Raw genomic sequence first — 24,584 nt, 5'->3', positions numbered from 1 at the left:
AGAAAAGACGCCGAATAAAGGTCGTGAATTGGCCTGTGCTTTGGCGTGTCGGTGCGTTTTCTTGGGGGCGTTCTCGCAGGTGGGCGGACCCGCTCTGATCTTCTATTCAAGATTGTGGAGGGGGCGGTTAAAAGTGGCGATCCGCGCCGGGACGCGCTGCGATGCTGGGTCGTGGCCGCCCGCGACGGCCCCGCAAGTCACCTCCCGGGTGAGTTCTTGTCTGTGAAGGGACGCGCGATGAGAGCCCAGGGGCTGAGTCCCTCCATCGACTCCGGCGCGGCCCCGTCCGATCCCGCATCGGGAGAGGCGGTCGCCGTCCTCGCCCCGGTCGTCCCGCGCCGCCGGGCCGCGACGGGGGCGCGGATCCCGGCCGTGCTGTATCCGGTGTTCCTCGCCGTGGTGGACGGCTGGGTGATGGCCGTCGCCGTCGCCGCCCTGCGGACCGTACCGGGCGGCGCCCTGCCCGGCGCGGCGGCCGTGGCCCTCGTCACGTGCAACGCGGCGGGCGGGCTGTACCGGACGCGCCGCAACCCCTCCCTGCTCGCCGACGCGCCGCCGCTCCTCGCCCGGACGATGGTCGTCGGCGCGCTCGCGGTGATGCTGCTGCCCGGGCCGGTGCACGGTGCGGCGGTCGGATGGCTGTGGATCACGGCGGCGGCCGGGACGGCGTCGCTCGGCGTCCGCGCGTTCGTGAACGCGGCGATCAGGACGTACCGCCGCCACTCCCGCCCGCGTCCGGCGCTGGTCGTCGGGACGGGCGGGACGGCCGGGCACATGGTCGGCCTCCTGCGGGAGCGGGCGGAGTTCGGGCTCGCCGCGGTCGGGCAGGTGGCCGGCGGCGCCCCGGCCGGCCCTCCGGCGGCGACGCCCGTCCTCGGGGAGACCGCCGACCTGCCCGCGCTCGTCGAGGAGCACGGCGTCCACACGCTGATCGTGGTCGCCGAGGACGTCGACCCCGGCCATCTGGACACCGTGCTGCGCATCTCGTTCGGGCTTCCCTGCGAGACGCTGCTCGTCCAGCCGCCGTCGGACGTCGTCCCGGTGGCGGCGACGAGGCGGGAGTACCTGGCCGGGCTGCCGTGCGCGCGGATCGACTGGCGCCTGCGGGAACCGGCGGCCCGGTACGCCAAACGGCTGCTCGACCTCGTCGCGGGCTCCCTGATCCTGTTCCTGGTGTTGCCGGTGCTGGCGCTGTGCGCGGTGGCGGTGCGGGCGGAGGGCGGGCCGGGCGTGCTGTTCCGGCAGCGGCGGATCGGTCTCGGCGGCGAGGAGTTCGTCCTGCTGAAGTTCCGGACGCTGAAGCCGGCGGACGAGCAGGAGTCCGACACCCGCTGGACGGTCAAGGACGACGCGCGCATGGGGCGGGTCGGGCGGTTCCTGAGGGCGACCTCGCTGGACGAGCTCCCGCAGCTGTGGAACGTCGTCCGCGGCGACATGAGCCTCGTCGGCCCGCGCCCGGAGCGTCCCCATTTCGTCGAGCAGTTCTCCCACACCTGCCCCGGGTACATGCTGCGGCACCGTGTCCCGGTCGGGATGACGGGCTGGGCGCAGATCCACGGGTTCAGGGGCGACACGTCCATCGAGCTGCGCGCCAGGCTCGACAACCACTACATCGACCACTGGTCGTTCGCCGGCGACCTGAAGATCCTGCTGCTGACCGTCCGGGCGATGCTGTGCAGGGACGCCGGATGACCGCTGACGCACCCCCGTTCCCGTGGCCCGGGGCGGCCGGTCCGGCCAGGGCGATGAAGGCGGCCAAGGCGATCTTCAGGCGGCCGAGCTCGCTGGTCGCCGTGGCGGTCCTGAGCATCGGGATCCCGCCGGGCTCGGAGGCGTTCGGCCCCGGCGTGCAGATCACCGCCGGGGACGTCGCCAGTGCCGCGCTCGTCCTGGTCGCCGTGTTCCTGCTGGTCATCGGGCGGGTCGAGATGCCGCGCGCGGCGCTGCCCGCGTTCGGGCCGCTGGTCGCGGGGCTCGGGGTCAGCACGGTGTGCTCGGCCGACATCGTGTCCAGCGTGCCCGGGTTCGTGCGGGACGCCCAGATCTTCGTGCTGGTGCCGCTGGCCGTCGTCCTGCTCGTCCGGGACCGCCGCGACCTCGCGATCGTCTGCTCGTCGGTGCTCGCGCTCGGGCTCGTGGAGGCCGTGTACGGGATCTGGCAGTCGGTCACCGGGAACGGCGCGTCCATGGGCGGCGAGAACATCCGCGCGGTCGGCACGTTCGGCGCGCTCGACGTGATGGGCATGTCGATCGTGGTCGGGATCGCGTTCCTCGTCCTGACCGCGTTCGCGCTGTCGGCGCCCGGACGCGGGCTCGCCGCCGTCCCGTCCGCGCTCGCCGGGCTCGGCGTGCTGGCCGTCGCGCTGGCGTTCGCGCTCAGCCGCGGGACGTGGCTCGCACTCGGCGCCGCCGCCGTCCTCGCCCTGGTGATCTTCGACAGGTGGACGGCGGTGAAGGTGCTGACCTGCTGCTCCGCGCTGGCTCTGGTGGCGGTCGCCGGCGCGGGCGGCGGGTCGCAGGCCGTCGTCGAGCGCTCCAAGTCGATGGTCGCCTCGATCAGCCACCCCGACCAGTCGGTGGAGGACCGGTACAACCTGTGGGCCGCCGCCGTGCGGATCTGGCAGGACAACCCCGTCACAGGCGTCGGCGGGAAGAACTTCCCCGCCTACCGCGACGCCTACGCCGGGATCGAACTGTCGTCCGGGAGCGAGACCGCCGACCCCGTCAACGGGTACGTCCGGCAGCCGCTGCTGTCGCCGCACAACGAGTACCTGCTGTTCCTGTCCGAGAAGGGCGTCATGGGGTTCGCCGGGTTCGCGGCACTGTTCGCCATGATCATCGCCGGGCTGTGGAAGCGCCGCCGCGTCCGCGACCCGTTCTGGCTCGCGAGCGTCGCTCTGCTGGCGTTCCTGCTGGTCAACTTCCTGTACGCCGATCTGGGCGGGCCGACCTGCGCGCTCATCGCCATCGTCCTCGGGATCGTGGCGTGCCGGGCCTTCGAGGACGGCGTGTCCGGGAGGGGCGCCGTGTCCGGGGAGGCGCGGACATGACCTCGGTGGGACGCGCCGCCGCGCTGTCGGGCGTGCTGATCGGCGCGGGCACCGGGCTCGGGTTCGTCCGCGACCTGGTGATGGCGCACCTGTTCGGCGCGAGCGCCGGCACGGACGCGTTCCTCGTCGCGTGGACGATCCCCGAGACCGTCTCGCCGCTCCTCATCGAGGACGCCATGGCGCTCCTGATGGTCCCGGTCGTCACGCGGCTGCTCGCGCGCGGCGACGGCCCGCGCCCGCTCATCGGGACGGCCCTGCCCCGCATGGTCCTCGGCCTGTCCGCGGGCACGCTCACCCTCGTGGCCGCCGCGCCCCTCGTGGTGGACGTCCTCGCGCCCGGCCTCACCGAGCGCGGCCCCGCCGTCCAGTGCGTCCGGCTGACGGCGGTCACCGTCGTGACGTTCGGAGTCGCGGGGTTCATGAGCGCGACGCTGCGCGCCCACCACAGGTTCGGGCCGCCCGCCGCGATCTACCTGGCCTACAACGTGGGCATCCTCGCGCTGATCGCGGGCTTCTCCGGGGTCGTCGGCATCACCAGCGCCGCGATCGGCGTCGCCTGCGGCAGCGTCCTGATGGTCGCCGTCCAGACCCCCGCCTTCATCCGCTGCCTCCGCGAATCGCCCGCCCCCCGCGCCCAGGACGTCGATCTGCGGCTCGGGCTCGGGCTCGCGGCCGTCGCGCCCATCGTCGTCTACACCGTGACCCGGCAGGCGCAGGTTTTCGTCGAGCGCTACTTCGGGTCCGAACTCGCCGCCGGGTCCATCTCGCACCTCAACTACGCGCAGAAGGTCGCGCAGGTGCCGATGGTGCTGTCGCTTTTGATCGTGACGGTGACGTTCCCCCGGCTCGCCCGCGCGTCGGCGGACGGGGACACCGGTCAGGTCGCCCGCCGCATCCGGCAGGACCTCGCCGTCGCGAGCGCGATGGTGCTGGCCGCGACCGCGTTCCTCGTCGCGTTCGCGCCCGCCGTCATCAAGGTGCTGTTCGAGCACGGCGAGTTCACGTCCGCCGACACGCACAGCACCGCGTCCATCCTGCGGATCTACGCGCTCGGCCTGTGGGGGCAGTCGGCGGTCGGCCTGGCCGCCCGCGCGTTCTTCGCGCAGCGGCGGCCGACGTGGCGTCCCGCCGGCGTCCTCGCCGTGGGCCTCGCCGTCACCGCCGCGATCGGCGGCGCGTTCGCCGCGTCCGCCGGGACGCTCGCGCTGGCCGCCGCGAACGCCACCGGGATCACGCTCGCCGCCGTCCTGCTGCTGGCGGGGCTGCGGCCGGGCGTCGCGCCGGTCGCGCTGCGCCGGATCGCCGCCGACGTCGCCCGGCTCGTGCTCGCCGCCGCGGGCGCCTGCGCGGCCGGCCTGTTCGCGGCCGGCGCGCTCGGCGCCGGGACGCCCGCGATCGTCCAGCTCGCCGCCGGCGGCGCCGTGACCGCCGCGGCCTTCGCCGTCCTGACCGTCCTGGCGGGACCCGACCTCGTCGCTTCATGGATCGCCGTGGGGCCGCTCGGCGCGTTCGGCGCGTCCGGACGCCGCGGCCGTACCGAATCGGGGGAGATCAGTGAGCCAGCCGACCGAACCGACACACCTGACCGAACCGGCCCGGGCCGCCGACCCGGCCCACCCGGCGGCGGCGGAGGAGATCCGGCCGGCGCCGCTGGTGCTGATGTACCACTCGGTCGACCACTTCCATGAGGACCCGCACCTGGTGACGGTGTCGCCGGCGCGGTTCGAGCGCCAGATGACGTGGCTGCGGGCACGGGGCCTGCGCGGCGTCGGCATGGCCGAGCTGCTGGACGCGCACGCCGCCGGCCGGGCGCACGGCCTCGTCGGGCTCACGTTCGACGACGGGTACGCCGACTTCGCGACCAGGGCCGTCCCGGTGCTGCTGCGGTACGGGTTCGGCGCGACGGCGTTCATCGTCTCCGGGCGGATCGGCACTCACAACACGTGGGACGAAGGCCCGCGCAAACCCCTCATGACGGCCGAGCAGATCAGGACCGTCGCGGACGCCGGCATCGAGATCGGCTCGCACGGCAGGCACCACGTGTCCCTGCCCGAGACGGACGACACCGAGCTTCGCGAGGAACTGGAGGAAAGCCGCGCCGGCCTGGAGGACCTCGTCGAAGGGCCCGTCACCGGCTTCGCCTACCCGTACGGGCACGCCACCGCCCGCGAGATCGAGGCGGTCCGCGCCGCCGGCTACGACTACGCGTGCGACATCAAGCCCGAGGAGCCGGGACGGCACGCGCTGCCCCGCGCCTACATCGGCGACCGGGACGGGCCGCTGCGGTTGCGCGCCAAGCTCCTCCGCCACGAGCTCCTCCGCCACGGGCAGCGCCGCCGGAGCCGCGTGTGACCCGAGTCCTGCACGTCATCACCGGGCTGGAGCACGGCGGCGCGGAACGCCAGCTCGCCCTCATGCTGCGCCACCTGCCCGTGTCCTGCGACGTCGCGACGCTCACCCGGACAGGGACGCTGGGCGCGCAGATCCGGGCCGCGGGCGTCCCCGTCCACGAGATCGGCATGCGCGGCAACCGGGACCTCGCCGCGCTGCCCCGCCTCGCGCGGCTGATCCGGCGGGGACGGTACGACGTCGTCCACACGCACCTGTACCGCGCCTGCGTCTACGGCCGCATCGCCGCCCGCTTGGCCGGGACGCCCCGCGTCATCGCCACCGAGCACTCACTGGGCGACGGCCACATCGAGGGACGTGCCACGACGCGCGGCGTCCGGGCGCTGTACCGGGCGACCGAGCGGCTCGGGTCGGCGACCGTGGCGGTGTCGCCGACCGTCGCGGCCCGCCTGCGCGGCTGGGGCGTCCGGCCGGGCCGGATCGCCGTGATCCCGAACGGCGTCGACGCCGCCGCGTTCGCGTTCGACGCCGCGCGCCGCGCCTCGACGCGCCGCCGCCTCGGCATCCTCCCGGACGAGCCGATCGTCGGCGCCGTCGGACGGCTCGTCCCCACCAAACGGTTCGACCTGCTGATCGAGGCGATCGCGCCGCTGGACGGCGTCCGGCTGCTGCTGGTCGGCGCCGGCCCGGAGCGGGGGACGCTCGAACGGCTGGCGCGCGACCTCGGCGCCGCCGGGCGGGTGATCTTCGCCGGGGGGACGTCGGACGTCGCGGGCGCCCTCGCGGCGATGGACGTCCTGGCCGCCCCGTCCGTCCAGGAGGCGTTCGGCCTCGGCGTGCTGGAGGCGCTGGCCGCCGGGCTCCCCGTCCTCTACACGACCTGCCCGGCCATCGACGACTCCCCGCCCGGCGAGGCACCGCACGCCCGGTGCCTGCCCACCGACGCGCGGGCATGGAGCACCGAACTCGAACGCTTCCTGCGCGGAACGCGGGAGCGGACGCCGGTGCCGCCGGTCGTCGGCCGCTACGCCATCGCCGAGCAGGCCGCCAAGCTCGCCCGGCTCTACGAGGACGGCCTGGACGGTGCCACCGTCCGCCAGTCCCCGCCCGCCGCCAAACAGACGACGAGCTCCGCTCGACCCACCGTCCGCCAGTCCCCGCCCGCCGCCAAACAGACGACGAGCTCCGCTCGACCCACCGTCCGCCAGTCCCCGCCCGCCGCCAAAGAAACGACGAGCTCCGCTCGACTCACCGCTGTCCCTCTGCGGGGTCATTTCGACACGAGAAAGGGCTCATGATGCCGCAACGTGAAGCCAACCGGAGACCGAGAACGAAACAGGTCCGGCCGCCCGGTGTGCGGGTGCGCCGCCGGCCCCGCGGGGTACGCGGTGTGCTCGCCGCGGCCGCCGGGCGTGTGCGCGGTCCGCTCGCCGCGCTGCTCAGACGGTTCGGGCTGTCCATCGCGTTCGTCCTGGCCGGGTTCCTCGGCGGGCTCGGATACGCGCTGTTCGCGCCCACCACCTACACCGCGGCCGCGTTCGTGCTGGTCGTGGAGGAGGGGGAGTCCGGGCAGGCGGGTCCCGCGGCGGTGAGCTTCGCCCAGGCGTACGGGCGGCTCGCCCCGCTTCCGGAGACCCTCGAATACTCCGCGCTTCCGGTGCCGAAGGCCGCGCCGGGCTCCACCCGCGAGCACATCCAGGCGTCGACCTCGCCGGACACGCCGCTGATCAGGCTGGCCGGCGTCGGGCGGACACCGCGGGACGCGGCGGCGTTCGCCAACGCCGCCGCCGACGCGCTCGTCCGGTACGGGACGTCGCACCGCGCCGACACCGGGGTCCGCGTCGCGCTGATGACCCTCGCGGCGCCGCCGGCCACGCCGTCGTCGCCGAACCCGCCGCTGGGCGTCGCCGTCGGCACCGCGTCCGGTGTGCTGCTCGCCGGGCTCAGCGCCGCCGTCGTCAGCGGCCGGCGGGGCCGGGTCGACGCGGCTCGCCGCCGCCCGGACACCGCCGCCGCGGGCCCGGCCCCGGGCCCGGTCCCGGACGCCGTCGAACCGGCGCACGCCGAACGTGCGGGGGTGAGGACGTGAGCCTCTCCAGCCTCGCGCGCGGGGACGTCGCGCCCCGCGCGGCCGACGCCCCGTCCGCCGCCGAGTGGTCGGTGGAGGTGCACCGGGAGGAACAGTCGCTCGTCGCCCTCGCGGACGAACTGCGCGACCTGTACGACCGCAGCCCGGCCGCGACGCCCTTCCAGACGTACGAGTGGCTCAAGGCGTGGTGGGGCTGGTACGGGACGAGCGGCAGGCTCCGCCTCGCCCTGGTCCGGTGCCGCGGGCGGCTCGTCGCGGCGGCGCCGCTGATGGCGGGGGTGCGGCACGGGTTCCCGGTGCTGGTCTCGCTGGCGGCGGAGCAGAGCGACTTCAGCGACTTCCTTCTCGACCCCGTGTACGCCGACGGCGCCGTCCGGCACCTCACCCGGTCCCTGCTGGACGAGCACGGTTGGTGCGCGCTCGACCTCCGCGAGGTCCGTCCCGGCTCGGCGGCGCACCAGGTGGCCCGGCAGTGGCCGCGCCGGACGTGGCGGATGCCGGCGTCGGTGTGCCTGGAACTGCCCGCCGCCGGCATCGACGACGTCCTCGGGCGGCTGCCGCGCCGCACCGCCGGGAAGATGCGCGCGAAACTCCGCAAGATCGACGTCCGCGGCATCACGGTGGAGTCCGTCCCGGCGGAGGGCGCGTCGGACGCCGTCCACGCCCTGCTGGATCTGCACGTCCGGCAGTGGCAGGGCCGTCCCATCAACCCCGAGCACACCCGGGAGCGGTTCCGGCGCCACCTGGCCGAGGCCGCGGGCGGAATGGTCCGCGACGGGCGCGCGGCCGTCCTGCAGTACCGGTGGGACGATCGGCTCGTCGCCAGCGACCTCGTCCTCATCGGCCACCGGCACGTCGGCGCCTACCTGTACGGGGCCATCCCCGACCTGCGCGGCTGCGTGGACGTCTCGCTGATGCTGCTGCGCGAGGACCTCGCGATCGCCCGGGACCGCCACCGGCAGGGCGTCAGCCTGCTGCGCGGCGACGAGCCGTACAAGCTGAAATGGCGCCCGACGCCCGTCCAGAACCAGCGGATCATCCTCGGGCGGACCGCCTCCGCCGCCGCGTTCGCCGGCCTGGCCCGGACCCGCGCGCACCTGTCGGCCCGGCGGCACCGGTGGCGGGGAGGCCATGGCTGAGGCGGTGTCCATGCCCGGGTCCGTGGGCGGGGACCTCACGCCGGTCCGGGTGCTGCACGTCAGCCAGCCGAACGCGGGCGGAGTCGCCGTCTACGTGGGGCAGGCGGCCGGTGACCAGCGCAGACGCGGCTGGGAGGTGGCGGTCGCCTGCCCGCCGGGCGGTGACCTGCCCGCGCGGTGCGCGGCGGCGGGCGTGCCGTGGTTCAACTGGCCGGCCGGACGTGCCCCGGGCCCCCGGACGCTGCTGGAGACGCTCAGCCTCCGCCGCCTGGTGCGGACCTTCGCGCCCGACGTCGTCCATTTGCACTCCTCGAAGGCGGGGCTGGCGGGGCGGCTGCTGCGGCGGCCGCGCGGCACGCCCACGATCTTCCAGCCGCACGGCTGGTCATGGCTCGCCGCCACCGGCCGGCAGGGCACCGCCAGCCGCCGCTGGGAGCGGATCGCGGCCCGCTGGAGCGACGCGCTGGTCTGCGTCGGGATCGGCGAACTGCGCGAGGGGATGCGCGCGGGCGTGCGCGGCCCCTACCGGCTCGTCCGCAACGGCGTGGACCGGCGCAGGTTCAGGCCCGCCGACGGTGCCGCCCGGCTGGCCGCGCGCACGCGCCTCGGCCTGCCCGCCGCTGCGCCGCTCGCCGTCTGCATCGGGCGCCTGACCCGGCAGAAAGGGCAGGACGTCCTGGTCGCGGCATGGCCGGGCGTCACCGAGCGGTGCCCGTCGGCCCGCCTCGCCATCGTGGGGGACGGCGAGGACCTGGACGCGCTGAGCCGCGAACCCGTGGCGGGCGTCCTGTTCGTCCCGGCAGTGCAGGATCCTCGCGACTGGCTGTCGGCGTCGAACGTGATCGTCCTTCCGTCCCGGTGGGAGGGGCTGCCGCTGACCGCGCTGGAGGCGCTCGCCACGGGACGCCCCCTCGTCGGGACGGACGTTCCGGGCATCACCGAGGTCGTCCGTCCCGGGATCGGCGCCCTCGTGCCGGTGGACGATCCCGCCGCGCTGGCCGAGGAGGTCGCGGGGCGGCTCCTCGTGCCCGGGATCGCCGAGCGGGAGGGACGGGAGGCGGCCGCCGCGTCGGCCGCCTACGACATCTCCCGGACGGTGGCGCTGCTGGCCGCCGTCACCCGCGGTGTCGCCGGGCTGGGCACCACGCCCGAGGAGGCCCTGGCCGATGTCCGGGCCGTGGCCGGGGGCCTGCTCGGCGCGGGCCGTCCCGGCTTCGCCGGCATCGTCGGGGAGGGCTTCCCCGGGGATGCCGCCGTGGACGGCGCGCCGGGCGCCGGTGTCGCGGCCGGTGTCGCGGATCGCGTCGGGGACGGCGTTGCGGACGGTGCCGGGGTCGGCGTCGAGGTCGTGGTCGTGTCCGGTGTGCGCGGGGCCGGGGGCGGGGCCGTCACGCCGCCGAACAGGTCGCGGTAGGTGCCGGAGGACCGCGGGTTACGGCCGCACGCCCAGACGCCGTGCGGGCAGTAGTCCGTGATCGACTGGTACACGACATCGTGCGACATGATCCAGTCGTACATTCCCTGGATATATTCCGGGTTGTCGGAGTTGCGGAACAGGCCCCATTCGGGGAACGAGATCGGCTTGCCGTGCGCGGCGGCGAATTCGGCCTGCGCGCGGAGCCCGTACGGCTCGTTGACGAATTCCTCGAACGACATGCCCGCCGGCTGGTCGTAACTGTCGGACCCGATGATGTCGACGACGTCGTCGCCCGGGTAGCACTCCGTCCAGGGAATCGCGTCCCGTCCCCGCGTCGGCGCGAAATCGAATCGGAAGCGGGTGCCCGGCACCGCGCGCATGGTGGTGACGATCCGCCGCCAGTACGCCTTCCAGGCGGCGGGATCGGGGGCGCAGCGGCCGCTGTAGGTCTCCCCGTTCATCTCCCAGCCGAGGACGATGACCGAGTCGCCGGCCCCGACGGACACGAGACGTCCGGCGAGGGTCCGGTAGTGGCCGTCGAACGCGCCCGCCGCGCCGCCCCGCAGCAGCGAGTCCAGCACCGGGACCGGCAGCGCGGCCTCGTTCGGGGCCATCATCGGCACGTTGATCACCAGCATCCGGCGCGGGTCGGCGGCCTTCCACCGCGCCCACGCCGTCAGCATCCGCCGCGGGCCCTCGATCTCGTGCCAGTCGTCGCCCGGCAGGTAGGTGCGCCCGACCGTCACCGTGGAGCCGAGCCACCGCTGGAAGCGCCCGACCCGGGCGACGCCCTCCACACCCGACCCCAGAAAAGCCCCCAAGGGAACATATCCCCGTGATTTCTGCACCGATCGGGGCTGCGGCCATGTCGCCAATGCCGACACGGTGAGCGCGAGCACCATGGCGGATACCGCCAGAATGGGAGGGAGCGGACAGAACGGAATCGGCGTTTTTCGCCGGTGCCCGGATGACCGCCCGGCGGAATGGATATCGGCAGCTCGCATGCGTATCGTATGCCCCGGGTGTCCGCCGCTGAACAAATATACCGGGCGGACGACGCCAAAATTTACAATCCGCTGGAATGGGTCCGCTGAACGCATGTTCGTCGATACGCAGGTCCCGTCGAGGGCCCGCCTGGATCCCGGTCTTCCCGTCCTGCTGCTGCGCACCGACCGTAACGTCTTCCATCACGGGACGCTCGGCGCGATCAGAAGTCTCGGACGCGCCGGGGTGCCGGTGCACGCCATCCTGGAGGGACGCGGCAACCCCGCGTCCCGCTCCCGCTACCTGTTCCGCGGGCATCCGTGGGCGCCGCCCGCGGCACGCCCGTCCGCGCTGCTGAGCCATCTGCGGGTGATCGGCGAGCGGGTCGGCGGGCCGGCGCTGCTCGTCCCGCTGGACGACGCCGGAGCGATCTTCGTCGCGGAGCACGCGGACGCGCTGACGCCCCACTTCGTCTTCCCGCACCAGGACCCGGACGCCCCCCGGCGCGTCGCCGACAAGGCGCTGCTGCTGGAGGCGTGCACCCGGTACGGCATCGCGTGCCCGCCGAGCCGGACGCCCGCGTCCGCCCACGAGGTGGACGAGGCCGCCGACGCGCTGGGCCTCCCGCTGATCGCCAAGTGGGCGCGGCCGTGGCGGCTCGGCCCGGGCATGCGGAGCACCACGCTGGTGCGCACCCTCGGTGAGGCGCACCGGCTGTTCGCCGCCACCCGCGACCGCGACCCGGACGGCGACGCGGGCCCGCTCATCCTGCAGCGGCGCATCCCGACGGCCGGCGGCGACTGGTTCTTCCAGGGCTACTTCGACGAGACCCTCGGCTGCCTGTTCGGCGCGACCGGCCGCAAGCACCTCGCGCATCCGCCGCAGGCCGGGCACACGGTCGCCGGGGAGTGGGTCGCCAACCCCGAACTCCAGCGGCTCGCCGTCCGGATCGTCCGGCTGCTCGGCTGCCGCGGGCTCGTCGACCTCGACTTCCGGTACGACGCCGACGACGGCGTCTACCACCTGCTGGACTTCAACCCCCGGATCGGCGCGCAGTTCCGGCTGTTCACCGACAGGGACGGCCTCGACCTCGCCCACGTCCTGCACCTGCACCAGTCGGGCCGCCGCGTCCCCGACACGCGTCCGGCGTTCGGCCGCAACCTGCTGGTGGAGAACCACTACCTCCAGGGGTCCGCCGGCCGGCGGATGAACCTTCTTCATCCTCGGTCAGTCGCCGAAGGCGACGGCTCTGGCGACGGGCCGGATGGGAAACGTCCACTGCTGCGCGCGGGAACCCTCCGCCCGCTGCGCGAGACACTGCGCCCGCTCCGCGAGACGCTCCGCCCGCTCCGCGAAGCCGACGAGTTCGCCTGGTACGCCGGCGACGACCTTCCGCCGTTCCTCGCGATGGGACGGCAGAGCGTGCTCCGCGCGGTCGAGCGGCTCCGCACCAGGTAACACAACACTCACACGGGGGAACGAACCATGAGCGACTCGGCCAGCGACGTCGTCATCGCCGGCGCAGGGCCCTACGGCCTGTCGACGGCCGCCCATCTGCAGAACCTCGGGCTGAAGGTCAGGATCATCGGGGAACCGATGCGGTTCTGGGCCGAGAACATGCCGGAGGGCATGTTCCTGAAGTCCGAGCCGTTCGCGTCCAGCCTGGGTGCGCCGATCAGGGGCATGTCCTTCACCGACCGTCATCCGGACTGGCGGGTGGGGCAGCCGATACCGCTGGAGACATTCGTGACCTACGGGCGCTGGTTCGCCTCCGTCGCGATCCCGGGCACCGAGGACGCGCAGGTCGTGAACGTCGGCCGGGGCGGTCCCGGCGGGTACCTCGTCACGCTGTCCACGGGCGAGATGATCGCGGCGCGCACGGTCGTCGTCGCCGTCGGCGTCGGGCCGTTCGCGTACGTCCCGGACGCGCTGGCGGGCCTGCCGTCCTGGCTCGTCTCGCACAGCAGCGCCCACCGCGACCTCGGCCTGTTCGCCGGCAAGGAGGTCGCCGTGGTCGGCGCCGGGCAGTCCGCGCTGGAGACCGCGGTGCTGCTGGCCGACGCGGGCGCGTCCCCGCACGTCCTCGCCCGCACCCCGCAACTCGACTGGAACACGGTGCCCGAGGAGAGGCGGTCCCTGTGGACGAGAGCGCGCGGAGGCCCCCGGTCCGGGCTCGGCACGGGCTACCGGACGTGGCTGTGGGCCGAACGTCCCGGGCTCGTCCGTCACCTGCCGGAGCGGACGCGGCGGCGGCTCGTCCGTGAGACGCTCCCGCCCGCCGGGGCGTGGTGGCTGCGCGACCGGCTGGACGAGCGCGTCCGCGTCTCGACGGGCCGGCACCTCGGCAAGGTGGCCGAGCGGGACGACGGCGTCGCCCTCACCACCACCGACCGCACGGGCCGCCGCCTGGTGACGGAGGTGGAGCACGTCATCGCCGCGACCGGGTTCGTCCCGGACGTGGAGCGGCTGACGATGCTGTCGCCCGAGCTGCGCGCCCGCGTCACCACCCGGCTCGGGGCGCCGGTGCTCAGCCGGGACTTCGAGGCATCCGTGCCCGGACTGTACTTCGCGGGCCTCGCCGCGGCGTCCACGTTCGGTCCGGTCATGCGGTTCGTCCACGGCGCCGACTTCGCGGCGCGGCGGATCGCGCACCACATCATCCGGCGGACGCCCCGGGTGCGGACGCCCGCCGGCCGTCCGGAGACCGCCCTGGAGCCGGACATCCCCACGCGGTGAAGGATCTTCCTCCGGTCGGCGGGCGCACCGTGACGGGTGCCCGCCGGCCCCGTCCGCGCTGCCGGTCCTGCGGTGCCGTCACCGCCAGGGCGGGTGCGCCCTGCGGCGTGCGCGCTCGGCGCGGGCCTTGGCGATCGTCCACTCCCAGCGGGAGTACAGCGTCCACGCACCGGTGAGGATCCGCTCCGAACGAGTGCTCTGAGCAGCGGGAACGCTGGGGGCGACGATGAGATGGACGTCGGTGCGGGTGACGAACCGGCGGCTGTGGCGGCTGCGGCGGCGATGGCGCGCCGGCCACAGGTGCGCGATCACGGACGAGTGGTCGGGCATCGGCATGCTCCTCGGGCGGGCGGCCGCCGTGACCGCCCGCTCACCGAGCGTAGCGCACGAGATACCGTCCGCCATACTTCTCCTGAACCCCGCATGAACGCCGGCCGTCCCGCCGCCCCGCACCGGCCGCGGAACCCGGCAAAACCTCAAAACCTGACAAAGGGGTATTCGTGCGGCCGGAAAACCTTGCGCGGTAAAAAGGGAATTCATGCGCCGGTAAATGATCCGGAGACACACCGGACGAGAAAACAATGGCTCCTTGATTGCGCGTTCCACGGTGCTACGTTCGTGCCACCGAACAAGTACCGGACGTCAATGCGAGGAGAGGACCGGCAATGCAGCCCGCACCGATCCAGCGTGGGGCGATACGCCCCCAGGGTCGGCCGCGGTGTGCCCTCGTCCCGGTTCTCGTGCGCCTGATCGCCATCGCCGGATTCGCGTTCGCGGGCTGGCTCGCCCTCTCCGCGCTGAGCGAATCCGCGTCCGCGGCACAGCAGCCTGTGCGCCCGGACGACACCACCCGGAACGCCGCCCCCGCACTCCACGACTCCGAGTCGCGGGGACGCGACGCCTCCGGCGTACCGGAGCGCATACCGCAGCGCGTGCAGGAGCTCGGCGGCCGTCCGTTGCGGCATGTCGGCTCGTGGGACGACGACCTCCGCGGTGTGCCGGAGCATGTGCAGGAGATCGGGGATCACCCCGTCCGGTTCCTCCGGGCGCGGCGGCATGACGTGTTCGAGCGCAAGGACCGGACCGTCCGCCAGGTGAGAGAGCTGGCCGACGCGGCCGGCGTCCCGCGCGTGCGGCTGCCCGCCGTCCGGACGGACGCGCCCATCGTGGACGGTCTCGTCCATGACATCGCGGACTCGCGACCCGGCCTGGACCAGGGGCTGCTGTCAAGCGCCCAGGAGCAGCCGGCGGCGGACGACGAGGCACAGGCGAGTGACGAGGCGGCGTCCGGCGCCGGCACGGCCGCCCGGAGCGGTCATTCGCCGCACGCGCCCGGTCCCTTCGCGGGAGACCGGGAGCAGCGCCACTGCCACGGGTGCCAGGGGGACCAGCACGGTCCCGGGCCCGTCCTGCCGTCGGGGCAGGACAGCCCGCGGAGCGGCGGCAACGGCGGTCATCCGTTCTCGCCCGTCGCCGACCTTCGCGGCGGCCGGTATCCGGCGGCGCCGCCCGCCGCGGAGACCCGCACGTTCCACCGCACGGCGCTGACCGACCTGTCCGCGCCCGGCGGCCCGTCCGTCGTCCCGGACTAGGGATCCCCGGCCGGCCGTAGCGGCCGGCCCCGGCGGCCCGCGCGCGATGAGGCGCGCCGCCCGCCCCCGATCACCCGAGTGATCACTTCCATCGGACTTTCCTCGATCGGCAACGGCCTCGCCGGCCGCTGCCGGCTGCGCTCACCCGGACGGTGCCGCGCAGCGACCACCACCGATTCACCGAATCGCGAAACAGGACAGGAGCAACACCAATGCGCATGTGGGCAAGGAACACCGGCCGCGCCGCCCTGGTGGCCGCGGGCGCCGTCGCAGTCGGAGCCGCCTTCGGCTCCGGCGCGGTCGCGAGCGCCGACACCACGTCCGGCAACTTCAGCGTGCTGGGCGGCAACCAGGTGCAGATCCCGATCTCCATCCCGATCGAGGCGAGCGGCAACGCCGCCGCCCTGCTCGGGGCGTCCCAGGCCCAGTCGATGGGCGGGGCCACGGTCGAGGGCGCCCGGCACGGCGGCGGCGACGGCATGCAGACCTCCGGCAACTTCTCGGTCGGCGGCGGCAACCAGGTCAAGGCGCCGATCAGCATCCCGGTGGACGTCTGCGGAAACGCCATCGCGATCATCGGGCTCAGCAAGGCCCAGTGCAAGGGCGGCGCCATCGTCTCGTCCGGCGGGAAGGACTCCCACCACGAGTCGGGTCACGGCTACCGGACCTCCGGGTGGGGCGACGACGGCGGCTGGGGCGGCAACGGCGGCGGGGGCATGCAGACCTCCGGCAACTTCAGCATCCTGGGCGGGAACCAGGTGTACGCGCCGATCAGCGTCCCGGTGAACGTGTGCGGCAACTCCGTCGCGGTGCTCGGGGCCGCGCGGGCGCAGTGCAAGGGCGGCGCGTCCGTCGAGCGCGGCGGCGGCCGCGACCCGCAGATGAGGACCTCCGGCAACTTCAGCATCCTGGGCGGCAACCAGGTGTACGCGCCGATCAGTGCGCCGGTGAACGTGTGCGGCAACGCGGTCGCGGTCCTGGGCCTGGCGCAGGCGCAGTGCAAGGGCGGCGCGTCGGTCGGGGACGGGCACGACAAGCTGCCGCCCACCCTGCGGACGCCGCCGAAGAAGAAGCACAAGGTCTACAAGCCGTCCAAGGACAGGCCCGCCGCCGGGAAGAAGAAGCTGCCGTCGACGATGCGGGCGAGCGGCTACCGCATGGCGCGGCCGGCCAGCGGCTACCGGAGCGCGGAGGGCCTGCCCGCCGTGCAGGGATTCGTGGACTCGCTCAAGCGGTCCGCGCCGTCGACGGTGCCGGGGGTGGACGTCAAGCCGGGCCACATCGGCCCGAAGCTGCCGATGGACGGGGGGCTGCCGGTCAAGGTCGGCTCCCCGGTCCTGAACTCCTGACGGCACCGAATCGGCGCGGGTGACGATTCGCGGCCGATGAGCTGAGGCGAGGGGGGCGGCAGACGTGCCGCCCCCTTTCCCGTCAGCGGAACCTTCCCGTCAGCGGAACCCAGATCGATGGAGGCGCACCATGCTCGATCGCAAGTCCCTCGCCGCCGCGGCGCTGGCCGCGTGCTGCGGTCTGCCGGTCCTCGGCGTCCCGCAGGCACAGGCGGAGACGCGGGCGCGGGCGGAGACGGCGGCCGTGTCCGCCGCTCCCGCCGGGCCGAGGAAGGGCGCGGTGATCGCACGCATCCGGATCAAGCGGATGGGCTTGAAGGCCAAGGTCAGTGAGGGGGTCGGCGGCTCGGTGCTGCGGCGTGCGGTCGGGCACTACCCGGGGACGGCCCTGCCGGGACAGGAGGGCAACACGGTGCTGCTCGGCCACCGGACGACCCATCTCCGCCCGTTCAACAAGCTCGACATGATGCGGCGCGGCGACCGGATCGTCCTGCGGGTCGGCAGGACGTCCTATGTCTACAAGGCGCGGAGCATGCACGTCATCAAGCCGAGGAACCGGAGTGTCCTGGAGCCGGTGCCCTTCAAGCGGCGCAGCGCGCCCGACGGCGAGTACGTCACGCTGATCACCTGCACCCCGAAGGGGTCGGACCGGCTCCGCCTCGTCGTCATCGGCACGCTTCACCACAAGAAGCGCATCCGCTGACCCCGATCGTCATGGCCGGACGCTGGACGGTGCGCCGACCGCCGCCGCTCAGCGTCCGCCGTAGAGGGCGATGAGCCCGTCGTAGTCGCCCTTGCCGAGGGTGGCGGGGCCGTTGTCGCATGACGCGATCGACGGCGCCATCGTGAGGCCGGCGTGGTCGGCCCCCTCGACGTGAGCGAGGCCGAGGACATGTCCCGCCTCATGCGTCGCGACCGCCTCGGCCGAGTAGCTCCCGGACGGGCACGTGCCGCCCGACCACCACTTCTTCCCCTGCTCCTGCAGAGCCATGTCGGTCTCGACCGTCGTCTCGCCCCGGAACCAGATGCAGGTCGCCGCGAGGACGTCGACCTCTGCGCCGGTCATGGCCAGCCAGCCGAACGTGTTGACCCGGTTCCGGTTCCCGCAGGCGGCCTCCGCGGTGATGTTCGGGGCGCCGTCCGATCGTCCCGCGTAGTGCCGGCCGATGTCCGGCGGTGGCGTGAACCGCCCGTCGTCGTCGCAGTCGGTCCGGGCATCGACCATGTTGGAGATGCCCCGGGTGATGCCGGTCATGGGCAGCCCGCTCGTCCCCGGGTGGTAGCGCCACTGGACGGTGGCGCCCTTCGGCCACTTGCTGGGTTCGAGGCGGTGCACGCCGTCCTCGCAGGGATCCAGCGGCGCACGGGATCCGCGCGGCCTGCCCTCGGGGATCCGCCCGCCCCGCGCGGTGATGGTGATCTCGCCCGCGCGGTCGTCGACCTCGATGCGCAGTTCGGCGCCGCCGGTGGTGCGCAGCGCGTGCGCGACCAGCGAGGTCCCGTCGGCCGGGACGGTCGCGGTGAGCCCGTTCGCGCCGCGGACGGTGCGGCCGCGCAGGTCGCAGTCGGCGATCTCGACCCGCTGCGGCATCGCGTGGGCGGACAGGGTGCCGCCGGGCTTGCACCAGGCGGGAGGACGCCCGGCCGCCAGGGCGGTCCCGGCCGTCACCGTGCACGCGAGGGCGGCGGTCACCGCCGCCGCCACCGCGGCCGGCCGGCACGCGCGTGAGAATCGGTGCATAGCGTTTCTCCGATGTGTGGGAACGTCCTTTCGCAGTGTTTCGCGGTCCACGGAAAGGGAAACCGCCGCTTTCTAAAATGATCACCATCATGGGCATTGTGTCGTCCGCAAATAGGGGGCAATGGGTATTTGCCACCGAAAATGCCGGACGTGCCGCCGGGAGGTGGAAGTAAGTCTTCGGTAAATCATTTACCACAATCGCGTAAACGAGTTTATCGACGGCCTATTCGGAAATGCAGCAAGTAATCCGGCAACTCGGGATCAACAGACCAAGGACTCCGGTGCCGCCGGTGTCCGACCGAGATCCACCGCTACCGAGTGGCGGGCACCACCTCCTCCCCCCGATCCCCCGCCGTCCGGCAGCGTTCACGGAAGCAGAGGTGTTCAACGTGCAGGCGCAGACACAGGTGCGGGAACTGATGGGCATGAGCGTGACCGACACCAACGGCACGAAGGTCGGCACGATCAAGCAGGTTTACCTCAACGATGACTCCGGGACTCCGGAGTGGGTGACCGTGCACACCGGATGGTTCGGGATGCGAGAGAGCTTCGTCCCCCTGTCCGGGGCGCGCAAGAGCCAGGACGTGCTGCAGGTTCCGTACGACAAGGAGACCATCAAGGGCGCTCCGAACGTGGACGCGGACGAGCACCTGTCGCATGCCCAGATCGTGGACCTTTACCGGCATTACGGTGTGCGTCCGCCGGGCGGCCGCCGTACGGGCGAGACGGGCACCCAGGAGGGGACGACGGGTGAACGCCGCTTCACCGGCACCGAGGGCAAGGCCGCCGCCGGCACGTCCGACACGTCCGGCACCGAGGGCGCGGCCGGCACGCAGGGCAAGGTCGGTGCGGCGGGCGTGGCCGGCACCGCGGGCGCCGCCGGGATGGCCGTCCGCCCCGAGAAGGGCAAGCGGGAACGGCAGACCATGCCGCCGCAGTCGGCGCGCGAGGGCGCGGAGGCCCCGATGACCGAGATCACCCGGTCGGAGGAGCAGATGCGCATCGGCACCGAACGGCACGAGTCGGGCCGCGTCCGGGTGCACAAGTGGGTCGAGACCGAGACGGTCGAGCGCACGATCCCCGTCTCTCACGAGGAGATCAAGATCGACCGCGAGCCGATCACGGGCGGCGAGCCGAGCGCGGACGTGTCGCTCTCCGAGGACGACCAGGAGATCATCCTCTACGAGGAGCGCCCGGTCGTGGCGAAGGAGACCGTCCCGGTCGAGCGCATCCGGGTCCGCACCGAGCAGGTGCAGGACGAGCAGACGGTCCGCGGCGAACTCCGCAAGGAGCGCATCGAGGTCACGCGCGACGAGGAGAGCGGGACCGGGCGGGAGACCGGCCGCGGCGAGCGCGGCGACCTGCCCAAGTAGCCTCTCGCCGCACCGGAGGCGCACCGGAGGACGACGCGCCCGGCCGGTCGCTCACCCGCCGACCGGCCGGGCGCCCGGCGCCCCGCGCCGAGGGTGCCGGAAGCGCGGCCGGGTGTGGCCATGGTGCCGGATGGGGCCGCCGCCCGGCCGCACGCGGGGCGCCCGGCGGGCGCCCCCGGCGGGGCCGGGATGATCTCCACCCGTCTGACCAGCGCCGTCCGGGGACGTGACGGGACGTGTGGAGTCGATCACCGTCAACCCTGTGTTTCAGGGTCTTCCACGGCTGCGGACATCATTAATTAGGTTTCTTGACAGATAAGCGGGAGCGGTAGAGGTTCCTGGGTGACGACGTCACCGGCGCAGGGGTCATGGCCGTCCGGGCGAGCCATGACCCCGGGCCCCGGCGCGCGGTCCGCCGGGCCGCGCGGCGTCCACGAAGCGACCCAGGAGGGACGACTTGCGACACCCCCACAGACGCGTCATCAGCCCCCGGATCGGGCGGTCACTGGTCGCGATCGCGACCATCGCCGCCCTCCCGTCGGCCGTCGCGGCGCAACCAGCGCTGGCCGCCGCTCCCCAGGCCGCCCCGGCCGACGCGGCCTACCTGAACCCGCGGCTCCCCGTCTCCAAGCGGGTCGACGACCTGCTCGACCGCATGACCTTGGAGGAGAAGGTCGGCCAGATGACGCAGGCCGAACGCGGCGCCATCGACGGAGACCGCGACCAGATCACGGAACTGGCGCTCGGTTCCGTCCTGTCGGGCGGCGGTTCGGTGCCCGCCGACAACACGCCCGAGGGCTGGGCCGACATGGTGGACGCCTACCAGTCGAAGGCGCTCGCCACCCGGCTGAAGATCCCGCTGCTGTACGGGATCGACTCCGTGCACGGCCACAACAACCTCGTCGGCGCGACCGTGTTCCCGCACAACATCGGGATGGGCGCGACCCGCAACCCCGGCCTGGTCCGACGGCAGCAGGAGATCACGGCCAAGGAGACCAGGGCGACCGGCCCGCAGTGGGTCTTCGGGCCATGCGTCTGCGTCGTCCGCGACCTGCGCTGGGGCCGTGCCTACGAGGCCTACGGCGAGGACCCGAGGCTGGTCATCGAGATGGAGACCGGCATCGAGGGTTTCCAGGGCCGCCACGAACGGGACCTGAAGAGCCCCAGGCACGTCCTGGCGACGGCCAAGCACTACGCCGGTGACGGCGACACGGTGTTCGGCTCCTCCACCACCGGCGACTACACCATCGACCAGGGCGTCACGGTCACCGACCGCCGGACGTTCGCGAAGGTCAACGTGGCGCCGTACGTCACGGCCGTGAAGAGGCACGACGTCGGCAGCATCATGCCGTCGTTCTCCAGCGTGGACTGGAAGGAGGACGGCGTCGGCAACCCCGTCAAGATGCACGCGCACAAGGAACTGCTGACCGACGTCCTGAAGAACAAGATCGGCTTCGACGGCTTCCTCATCAGCGACTGGGCGGCCATCCAGCAGATCCCCGGCGACTACGCCACCCAGGTCCGGACGTCCGTCAACGCCGGCGTCGACATGTTCATGGAGCCCTACAGCGCCCCGCAGTTCATCGAGACGCTGCTCGCCGAGGTCCGCGCGGGACGCGTGAAGGAGTCGCGCGTCGACGACGCCGTCAGCCGCATCCTGAAGGCCAAGTTCGAACTCGGCCTGTTCGAGAAGCCCTACACCGACCGCAGGTACGCCGGGACGATCGGCTCGCCGGCGCACCGCGCGGTCGCCCGCCGTGCCGTCGCCGAGTCGCAGGTCCTGCTGAAGAACTCCGGCCGCGCGCTGCCGCTGAGGCGCAACGAGGAGATCTACGTCGCGGGCACCAACGCCGACGACATCGGCAACCAGGCCGGCGGCTGGACGGTCACGTGGCAGGGGGAGTCCGGCGACATCATCCCCGGCACGACGATCCTGGAGGGCATCGAGCAGAACTCCGGGAACGTCACCTACAGCGAGGACGCCTCGGCGCCGATGTCGGGCAGTGACGTCGGCATCGTCGTGGTCGGCGAGACCCCGTACGCCGAGGGCGTCGGCGACGTCGGCAACGGGCACACGCTGAACCTGTCCGACGCCGACAAGGCCAACATCGACAAGGTGTGCGGCGCGATCGAGACCTGCGTCGTCCTCGACGTCGCGGGCCGGCCGCAGATCGTCACCGACCGGCTGCCGAAGATGGACGCGTTCGTCATGTCCTGGCTGCCCGGCAGTGAGGGCGCGGGCGTCTCCGACGTCCTGTTCGGCAAGCGTCCGTTCAAGGGCCGCCTCCCGGTGAGCTGGCCCCGCAGCGAGGACCAGGAGCCCGTCAACATCGGCGACCGGAACTACGACCCGCTGTTCCCCTACGGCTACGGCCTGCGGACCCGCCGAGGCCACCACCACTGAGTCACGCCCATCCCGCTGACGGGCCGGCCGTCCACCACCCCGGGCGGCCGGCCCGATCCCTCCGGGTTCACGCCGTTTACCGACGGTCTCGCTGGAGAGGCTGCCCTCAGCATCCGAAGGAGGGCGTGTGGATCCGAAGCCGCGGGTCGCGTTCGTGCTCGGGGGCGGCGGTGTGCTCGGCGCGCACGAGGTCGGCATGCTGCGGGCGCTGCAGGAGCACGGCGTCCGGCCCGACGTCGTCGTGGGGACGTCGATCGGCGCGCTGAACGGCGCGTTCGTCGCCGCCGAACCGGCCACGGCGGTCGAGCGGCTCACCGGCCTGTGGGCGGAGGACTCCGTCCGCGACGTGTTCGGCGCCCGGGTCTGGGCGCGGCTGTGGACGCTCGCCCGCTCCGGTACCCACCTGCACTCGAACGAGCAGCTGCGCCGCATGCTGGACGAACTGCTGCCCGTCCGGACGTTCGAGGAGATGGCCGTCCCGTTCCAGTGCGTCGCCGCGGGAATCGAGACGGCGATGGCGCACTGGTTCACCGGCGGGCCGCTCATCCCGGCGATGCTGGCCTCGTCCGCCGCGCCGGGACTGCTCCCGCCCGTCCGGATCGGCGACCGGCACTACTTCGACGGCGGGCTCGTGGACAGCATCCCGGTCGGCCGCGCCGCCATGCTCGGCGCCACCACCATCTACGTCCTGCACGTCGGGCGCATCGAGCGCGACCTGACGCCGCCGCGCCGGCCGTGGGAGGTCGGCATGGTCGCGTTCGAGATCGCGCGGCGGCACCGCTTCTTCGAGGAGATGGCGAGCCTGCCGGACGGCCTGGACGTGCACGTCCTCCCCGCGGGCGGCGGAGCGCAGAAGGCCGGGATCGACCTCGCCCAGATGCGGTACCGGAACATGTCGGGAATCCGGGCCCACATCGAGCGGGCCTACCAGGCATCCTTGGGATACCTCAAAGAACGAGCGTGAGATGCTTCCACCTCCCTTCGTGCGCCGTCTCCTCCTCACCCCGCTGCTGTTCGCCCTCACCCTCCTGATCATCGTGGTGTTCCCGGTCGCCTACCCGGTGGCGTTCGTCCTCGGCCGCGACCGGGGGCGCGCCGCCCGGCTGCTGTGGTTCGCGCTGACGTGGGGGACGCGGGAGTCGGTCGCCGTCCTGGAATGCGGATGGCTGTGGTGCCGGCGCCGCGCCCATGACGACCGGCACTACGACATCATCCGCCGCTACGTCGCCGCCCTGTACGCGGTGGCGGAGCGGCGCCTCGGCCTCCGCGTGCGGATCGAGGGCGACGCCGAAACCGGGACGGGCGGCGACCGCCCGCTGATCGTCCTCAGCCGGCACGCGGGACCGGGCGACGCGCTCCTGCTCGTCCACCACCTGCTCACCGACTACCGGCGGCGGCCCCGCGTGGTCATGAAGTCGCAGCTCCAGCTCGACCCCTGCGTCGACATCGCGGCGAACCGCATGCCGAACGTGTTCGTCTCACCCGGAGGCCGCGCCATCGACGACATCAGCTGCCTCGCCACCGGCCTCGGGCCCCGCGACGCCCTCATGATCTTCCCCGAGGGCGGCAACTTCACCCCGGAACGCCGGCAGCGCGCGATCCGGCGGCTGACCCGGCTCCGCCGCGCGGACGAGGCGGAACGCGCGAGCCGCATGCCGAACCTGATGCCGCCGCGCCCCGGCGGGGTCCTGGCCGCCCTCGAAGCCGCCCCGTCCGCCGACGTCGTGTTCGTCGCCCACATCGGGCTCGACGACATGACCACCGCCGGCGACATCTGGCGGCGCGTCCCGCTCACCGGCGTCGTCCACGCCCACTGGTGGCGGATCCCCGCCGAGGACGTCCCCGGCGACCGCGACGCCCGCACCGACTGGCTGTACACGCAGTGGGAACGCGCCGACGCCTGGATCACCGCCAACCGGGCACCCGAGCCGAAGTGACATCATGGAACACATGGGCGACGAGGGAACGGTGCGGGTCGATCTGTGGCTCTGGTCCGTGCGCCTGCTGAAGACCCGCTCGATGGCGACCACCGCCTGCCGCGCGGGGCACGTCCGCGTGAACGACGAGCGCGCCAAGCCGTCCACCGCGGTGAGGCCCGGTGACGAGATCCGGCTCCGCCACGACGGGCGGGAACGGATCGTCGTCGTACAGAAGATCATCCGCAAGCGGGTCGGGGCGCCCGCCGCCGCCGAATGCCTCATCGACAAGAGCCCGCCCCCGCCGCCGCGCGAGGCGCTCATCCCCGTCGGCCGCCGCGAACGCGGAGCGGGGCGTCCCACCAAACGCGACCGGCGCGAGCTGGAACGCGTCCTGGACCGCTACCGCACCCTCAACAACCCGCCCAAATCGGACTGACCGCCC

The 24,584-nt window shown here is 73.3% G+C and carries 20 protein-coding genes and 1 pseudogene; 18 read left to right on the top strand and 3 right to left on the bottom strand.

Annotated features, from left to right (window positions below):
* Positions 1-237: 237 nt before the first annotated feature.
* From ACTWPP_RS39160 to ACTWPP_RS39125, 8 genes and pseudogenes are all read left to right on the top strand, one after another.
* Complete coding sequence (locus ACTWPP_RS39160) at positions 238-1,692, top strand: sugar transferase (protein ID WP_443109506.1); 1,455 nt, start codon at positions 238-240, stop codon at positions 1,690-1,692.
* Positions 1,689-3,050: an O-antigen ligase family protein gene (locus ACTWPP_RS39155; protein ID WP_443109505.1), complete on the top strand. Its 1,362-nt coding sequence runs from the start codon at positions 1,689-1,691 to the stop codon at positions 3,048-3,050. The genes ACTWPP_RS39160 and ACTWPP_RS39155 overlap by 4 nt, the downstream gene beginning before the upstream one ends.
* Positions 3,047-4,738 (top strand): lipid II flippase MurJ, encoded by a 1,692-nt coding sequence (locus ACTWPP_RS39150; protein WP_443109504.1) that lies wholly within the window; start codon positions 3,047-3,049, stop codon positions 4,736-4,738. The genes ACTWPP_RS39155 and ACTWPP_RS39150 overlap by 4 nt, the downstream gene beginning before the upstream one ends.
* Positions 4,710-5,402, top strand: coding sequence for a polysaccharide deacetylase family protein (locus tag ACTWPP_RS39145; protein ID WP_443109534.1), 693 nt, complete (start codon positions 4,710-4,712; stop codon positions 5,400-5,402). The genes ACTWPP_RS39150 and ACTWPP_RS39145 overlap by 29 nt, the downstream gene beginning before the upstream one ends.
* The gene (locus ACTWPP_RS39140; protein WP_443109503.1) at positions 5,399-6,697 is read left to right on the top strand and encodes a glycosyltransferase; all 1,299 of its coding nucleotides are present in this window, start codon (positions 5,399-5,401) and stop codon (positions 6,695-6,697) included. The genes ACTWPP_RS39145 and ACTWPP_RS39140 overlap by 4 nt, the downstream gene beginning before the upstream one ends.
* 92 nt (positions 6,698-6,789) lie before the next feature.
* A complete protein-coding gene (locus ACTWPP_RS39135; protein ID WP_443109502.1) occupies positions 6,790-7,488 on the top strand; it encodes a Wzz/FepE/Etk N-terminal domain-containing protein in 699 nt (232 codons plus the stop codon).
* Positions 7,485-8,627, top strand: coding sequence for a GNAT family N-acetyltransferase (locus tag ACTWPP_RS39130; protein ID WP_443109501.1), 1,143 nt, complete (start codon positions 7,485-7,487; stop codon positions 8,625-8,627). The genes ACTWPP_RS39135 and ACTWPP_RS39130 overlap by 4 nt, the downstream gene beginning before the upstream one ends.
* Positions 8,620-9,627: pseudogene (locus ACTWPP_RS39125) on the top strand (glycosyltransferase); the annotation flags it as partial. The gene ACTWPP_RS39130 and the pseudogene ACTWPP_RS39125, both read left to right, overlap by 8 nt.
* Before the next feature lie 77 nt (positions 9,628-9,704).
* Here the strand turns inward: ACTWPP_RS39125 and ACTWPP_RS39120 are convergent.
* Positions 9,705-10,865: a glycosyl hydrolase gene (locus ACTWPP_RS39120; protein WP_443109500.1), complete on the bottom strand. Its 1,161-nt coding sequence runs from the start codon at positions 10,863-10,865 to the stop codon at positions 9,705-9,707.
* A 277-nt stretch (positions 10,866-11,142) separates the two neighbouring features.
* Between ACTWPP_RS39120 and ACTWPP_RS39115 the strand changes: the two genes are divergently transcribed.
* Both ACTWPP_RS39115 and ACTWPP_RS39110 read left to right on the top strand, forming a co-directional pair.
* Entirely contained in the window at positions 11,143-12,486 is a 1,344-nt protein-coding gene (locus ACTWPP_RS39115) for a carboxylate--amine ligase (protein WP_443109499.1), read from the top strand.
* Positions 12,487-12,513: 27 nt separating this feature from the next.
* Positions 12,514-13,764: an NAD(P)-binding domain-containing protein gene (locus tag ACTWPP_RS39110; protein ID WP_443109498.1), complete on the top strand. Its 1,251-nt coding sequence runs from the start codon at positions 12,514-12,516 to the stop codon at positions 13,762-13,764.
* Positions 13,765-13,842: 78 nt separating this feature from the next.
* Here ACTWPP_RS39110 and ACTWPP_RS39105 read toward each other — a convergent pair whose 3' ends face one another.
* Positions 13,843-14,169 carry a hypothetical protein gene (locus tag ACTWPP_RS39105; RefSeq protein WP_443109497.1) on the bottom strand — a complete coding sequence of 109 codons (327 nt, stop codon included), beginning with the start codon at positions 14,167-14,169 and terminating at the stop codon, positions 13,843-13,845.
* A gap of 335 nt (positions 14,170-14,504) precedes the next feature.
* On the opposite strand from ACTWPP_RS39105, the gene ACTWPP_RS39100 reads away from it, so the two are divergent.
* From ACTWPP_RS39100 to ACTWPP_RS39090, 3 genes are all read left to right on the top strand, one after another.
* Positions 14,505-15,356 carry a hypothetical protein gene (locus tag ACTWPP_RS39100; protein ID WP_443109496.1) on the top strand — a complete coding sequence of 284 codons (852 nt, stop codon included), beginning with the start codon at positions 14,505-14,507 and terminating at the stop codon, positions 15,354-15,356.
* A 212-nt stretch (positions 15,357-15,568) separates the two neighbouring features.
* Positions 15,569-16,705 (top strand): chaplin family protein, encoded by a 1,137-nt coding sequence (locus ACTWPP_RS39095; RefSeq protein WP_443109495.1) that lies wholly within the window; start codon positions 15,569-15,571, stop codon positions 16,703-16,705.
* Positions 16,706-16,835: 130 nt separating this feature from the next.
* On the top strand, positions 16,836-17,408 hold the full coding sequence (locus ACTWPP_RS39090; protein ID WP_443109494.1) for a sortase: 573 nt from the start codon (positions 16,836-16,838) through the stop codon (positions 17,406-17,408).
* Between the two features lie 48 nt (positions 17,409-17,456).
* Here ACTWPP_RS39090 and ACTWPP_RS39085 read toward each other — a convergent pair whose 3' ends face one another.
* Positions 17,457-18,446: a matrixin family metalloprotease gene (locus ACTWPP_RS39085; protein ID WP_443109493.1), complete on the bottom strand. Its 990-nt coding sequence runs from the start codon at positions 18,444-18,446 to the stop codon at positions 17,457-17,459.
* A 380-nt stretch (positions 18,447-18,826) separates the two neighbouring features.
* On the opposite strand from ACTWPP_RS39085, the gene ACTWPP_RS39080 reads away from it, so the two are divergent.
* The 5 genes from ACTWPP_RS39080 to ACTWPP_RS39060 all read left to right on the top strand — a co-directional run bounded on the left by ACTWPP_RS39080 (position 18,827) and on the right by ACTWPP_RS39060 (position 24,578).
* Positions 18,827-19,819: a PRC and DUF2382 domain-containing protein gene (locus ACTWPP_RS39080; RefSeq protein WP_443109492.1), complete on the top strand. Its 993-nt coding sequence runs from the start codon at positions 18,827-18,829 to the stop codon at positions 19,817-19,819.
* A 457-nt stretch (positions 19,820-20,276) separates the two neighbouring features.
* Positions 20,277-22,223, top strand: a complete 1,947-nt coding sequence (locus ACTWPP_RS39075) for a glycoside hydrolase family 3 protein (protein WP_443109491.1) — start codon at positions 20,277-20,279, stop codon at positions 22,221-22,223.
* Between the two features lie 127 nt (positions 22,224-22,350).
* Entirely contained in the window at positions 22,351-23,187 is an 837-nt protein-coding gene (locus tag ACTWPP_RS39070) for a patatin-like phospholipase family protein (RefSeq protein WP_443109490.1), read from the top strand.
* Position 23,188: 1 nt separating this feature from the next.
* Positions 23,189-24,160: a 1-acyl-sn-glycerol-3-phosphate acyltransferase gene (locus ACTWPP_RS39065; protein WP_443109489.1), complete on the top strand. Its 972-nt coding sequence runs from the start codon at positions 23,189-23,191 to the stop codon at positions 24,158-24,160.
* 13 nt (positions 24,161-24,173) lie between these two features.
* Positions 24,174-24,578 (top strand): RNA-binding S4 domain-containing protein, encoded by a 405-nt coding sequence (locus tag ACTWPP_RS39060; RefSeq protein ID WP_443109488.1) that lies wholly within the window; start codon positions 24,174-24,176, stop codon positions 24,576-24,578.
* The last annotated feature ends 6 nt before the right edge of the window (positions 24,579-24,584 follow it).

The sequence above is a fragment of the Actinomadura sp. 3N407 genome, from assembly GCF_052245875.1.
Lineage (GTDB): Bacteria > Actinomycetota > Actinomycetes > Streptosporangiales > Streptosporangiaceae > Spirillospora.
The sequence above is the reverse complement of the archived record's forward strand: the minus strand, read 5'-3'. Positions and strand labels throughout refer to the sequence as shown.

Bases quoted from the DNA above. Each gene is read 5' to 3' on its own strand.
- ACTWPP_RS39155 (WP_443109505.1), top strand. From the start codon at position 1,689: ATGACCGCTGACGCACCCCCGTTCCCGTGGCCCGGGGCGGCCGGTCCG.
- ACTWPP_RS39095 (WP_443109495.1), top strand. From the start codon at position 15,569: ATGCGCATGTGGGCAAGGAACACCGGCCGCGCCGCCCTGGTGGCCGCG.
- ACTWPP_RS39145 (WP_443109534.1), top strand. From the start codon at position 4,710: ATGTACCACTCGGTCGACCACTTCCATGAGGACCCGCACCTGGTGACG.
- ACTWPP_RS39085 (WP_443109493.1), bottom strand. From the start codon at position 18,446: ATGCACCGATTCTCACGCGCGTGCCGGCCGGCCGCGGTGGCGGCGGCG.
- ACTWPP_RS39060 (WP_443109488.1), top strand. From the start codon at position 24,174: ATGGGCGACGAGGGAACGGTGCGGGTCGATCTGTGGCTCTGGTCCGTG.
- ACTWPP_RS39110 (WP_443109498.1), top strand. From the start codon at position 12,514: ATGAGCGACTCGGCCAGCGACGTCGTCATCGCCGGCGCAGGGCCCTAC.
- ACTWPP_RS39160 (WP_443109506.1), top strand. From the start codon at position 238: ATGAGAGCCCAGGGGCTGAGTCCCTCCATCGACTCCGGCGCGGCCCCG.
- ACTWPP_RS39150 (WP_443109504.1), top strand. From the start codon at position 3,047: ATGACCTCGGTGGGACGCGCCGCCGCGCTGTCGGGCGTGCTGATCGGC.
- ACTWPP_RS39105 (WP_443109497.1), bottom strand. From the start codon at position 14,169: ATGGCGGACGGTATCTCGTGCGCTACGCTCGGTGAGCGGGCGGTCACG.
- ACTWPP_RS39090 (WP_443109494.1), top strand. From the start codon at position 16,836: ATGCTCGATCGCAAGTCCCTCGCCGCCGCGGCGCTGGCCGCGTGCTGC.
- ACTWPP_RS39065 (WP_443109489.1), top strand. From the start codon at position 23,189: ATGCTTCCACCTCCCTTCGTGCGCCGTCTCCTCCTCACCCCGCTGCTG.
- ACTWPP_RS39115 (WP_443109499.1), top strand. From the start codon at position 11,143: ATGTTCGTCGATACGCAGGTCCCGTCGAGGGCCCGCCTGGATCCCGGT.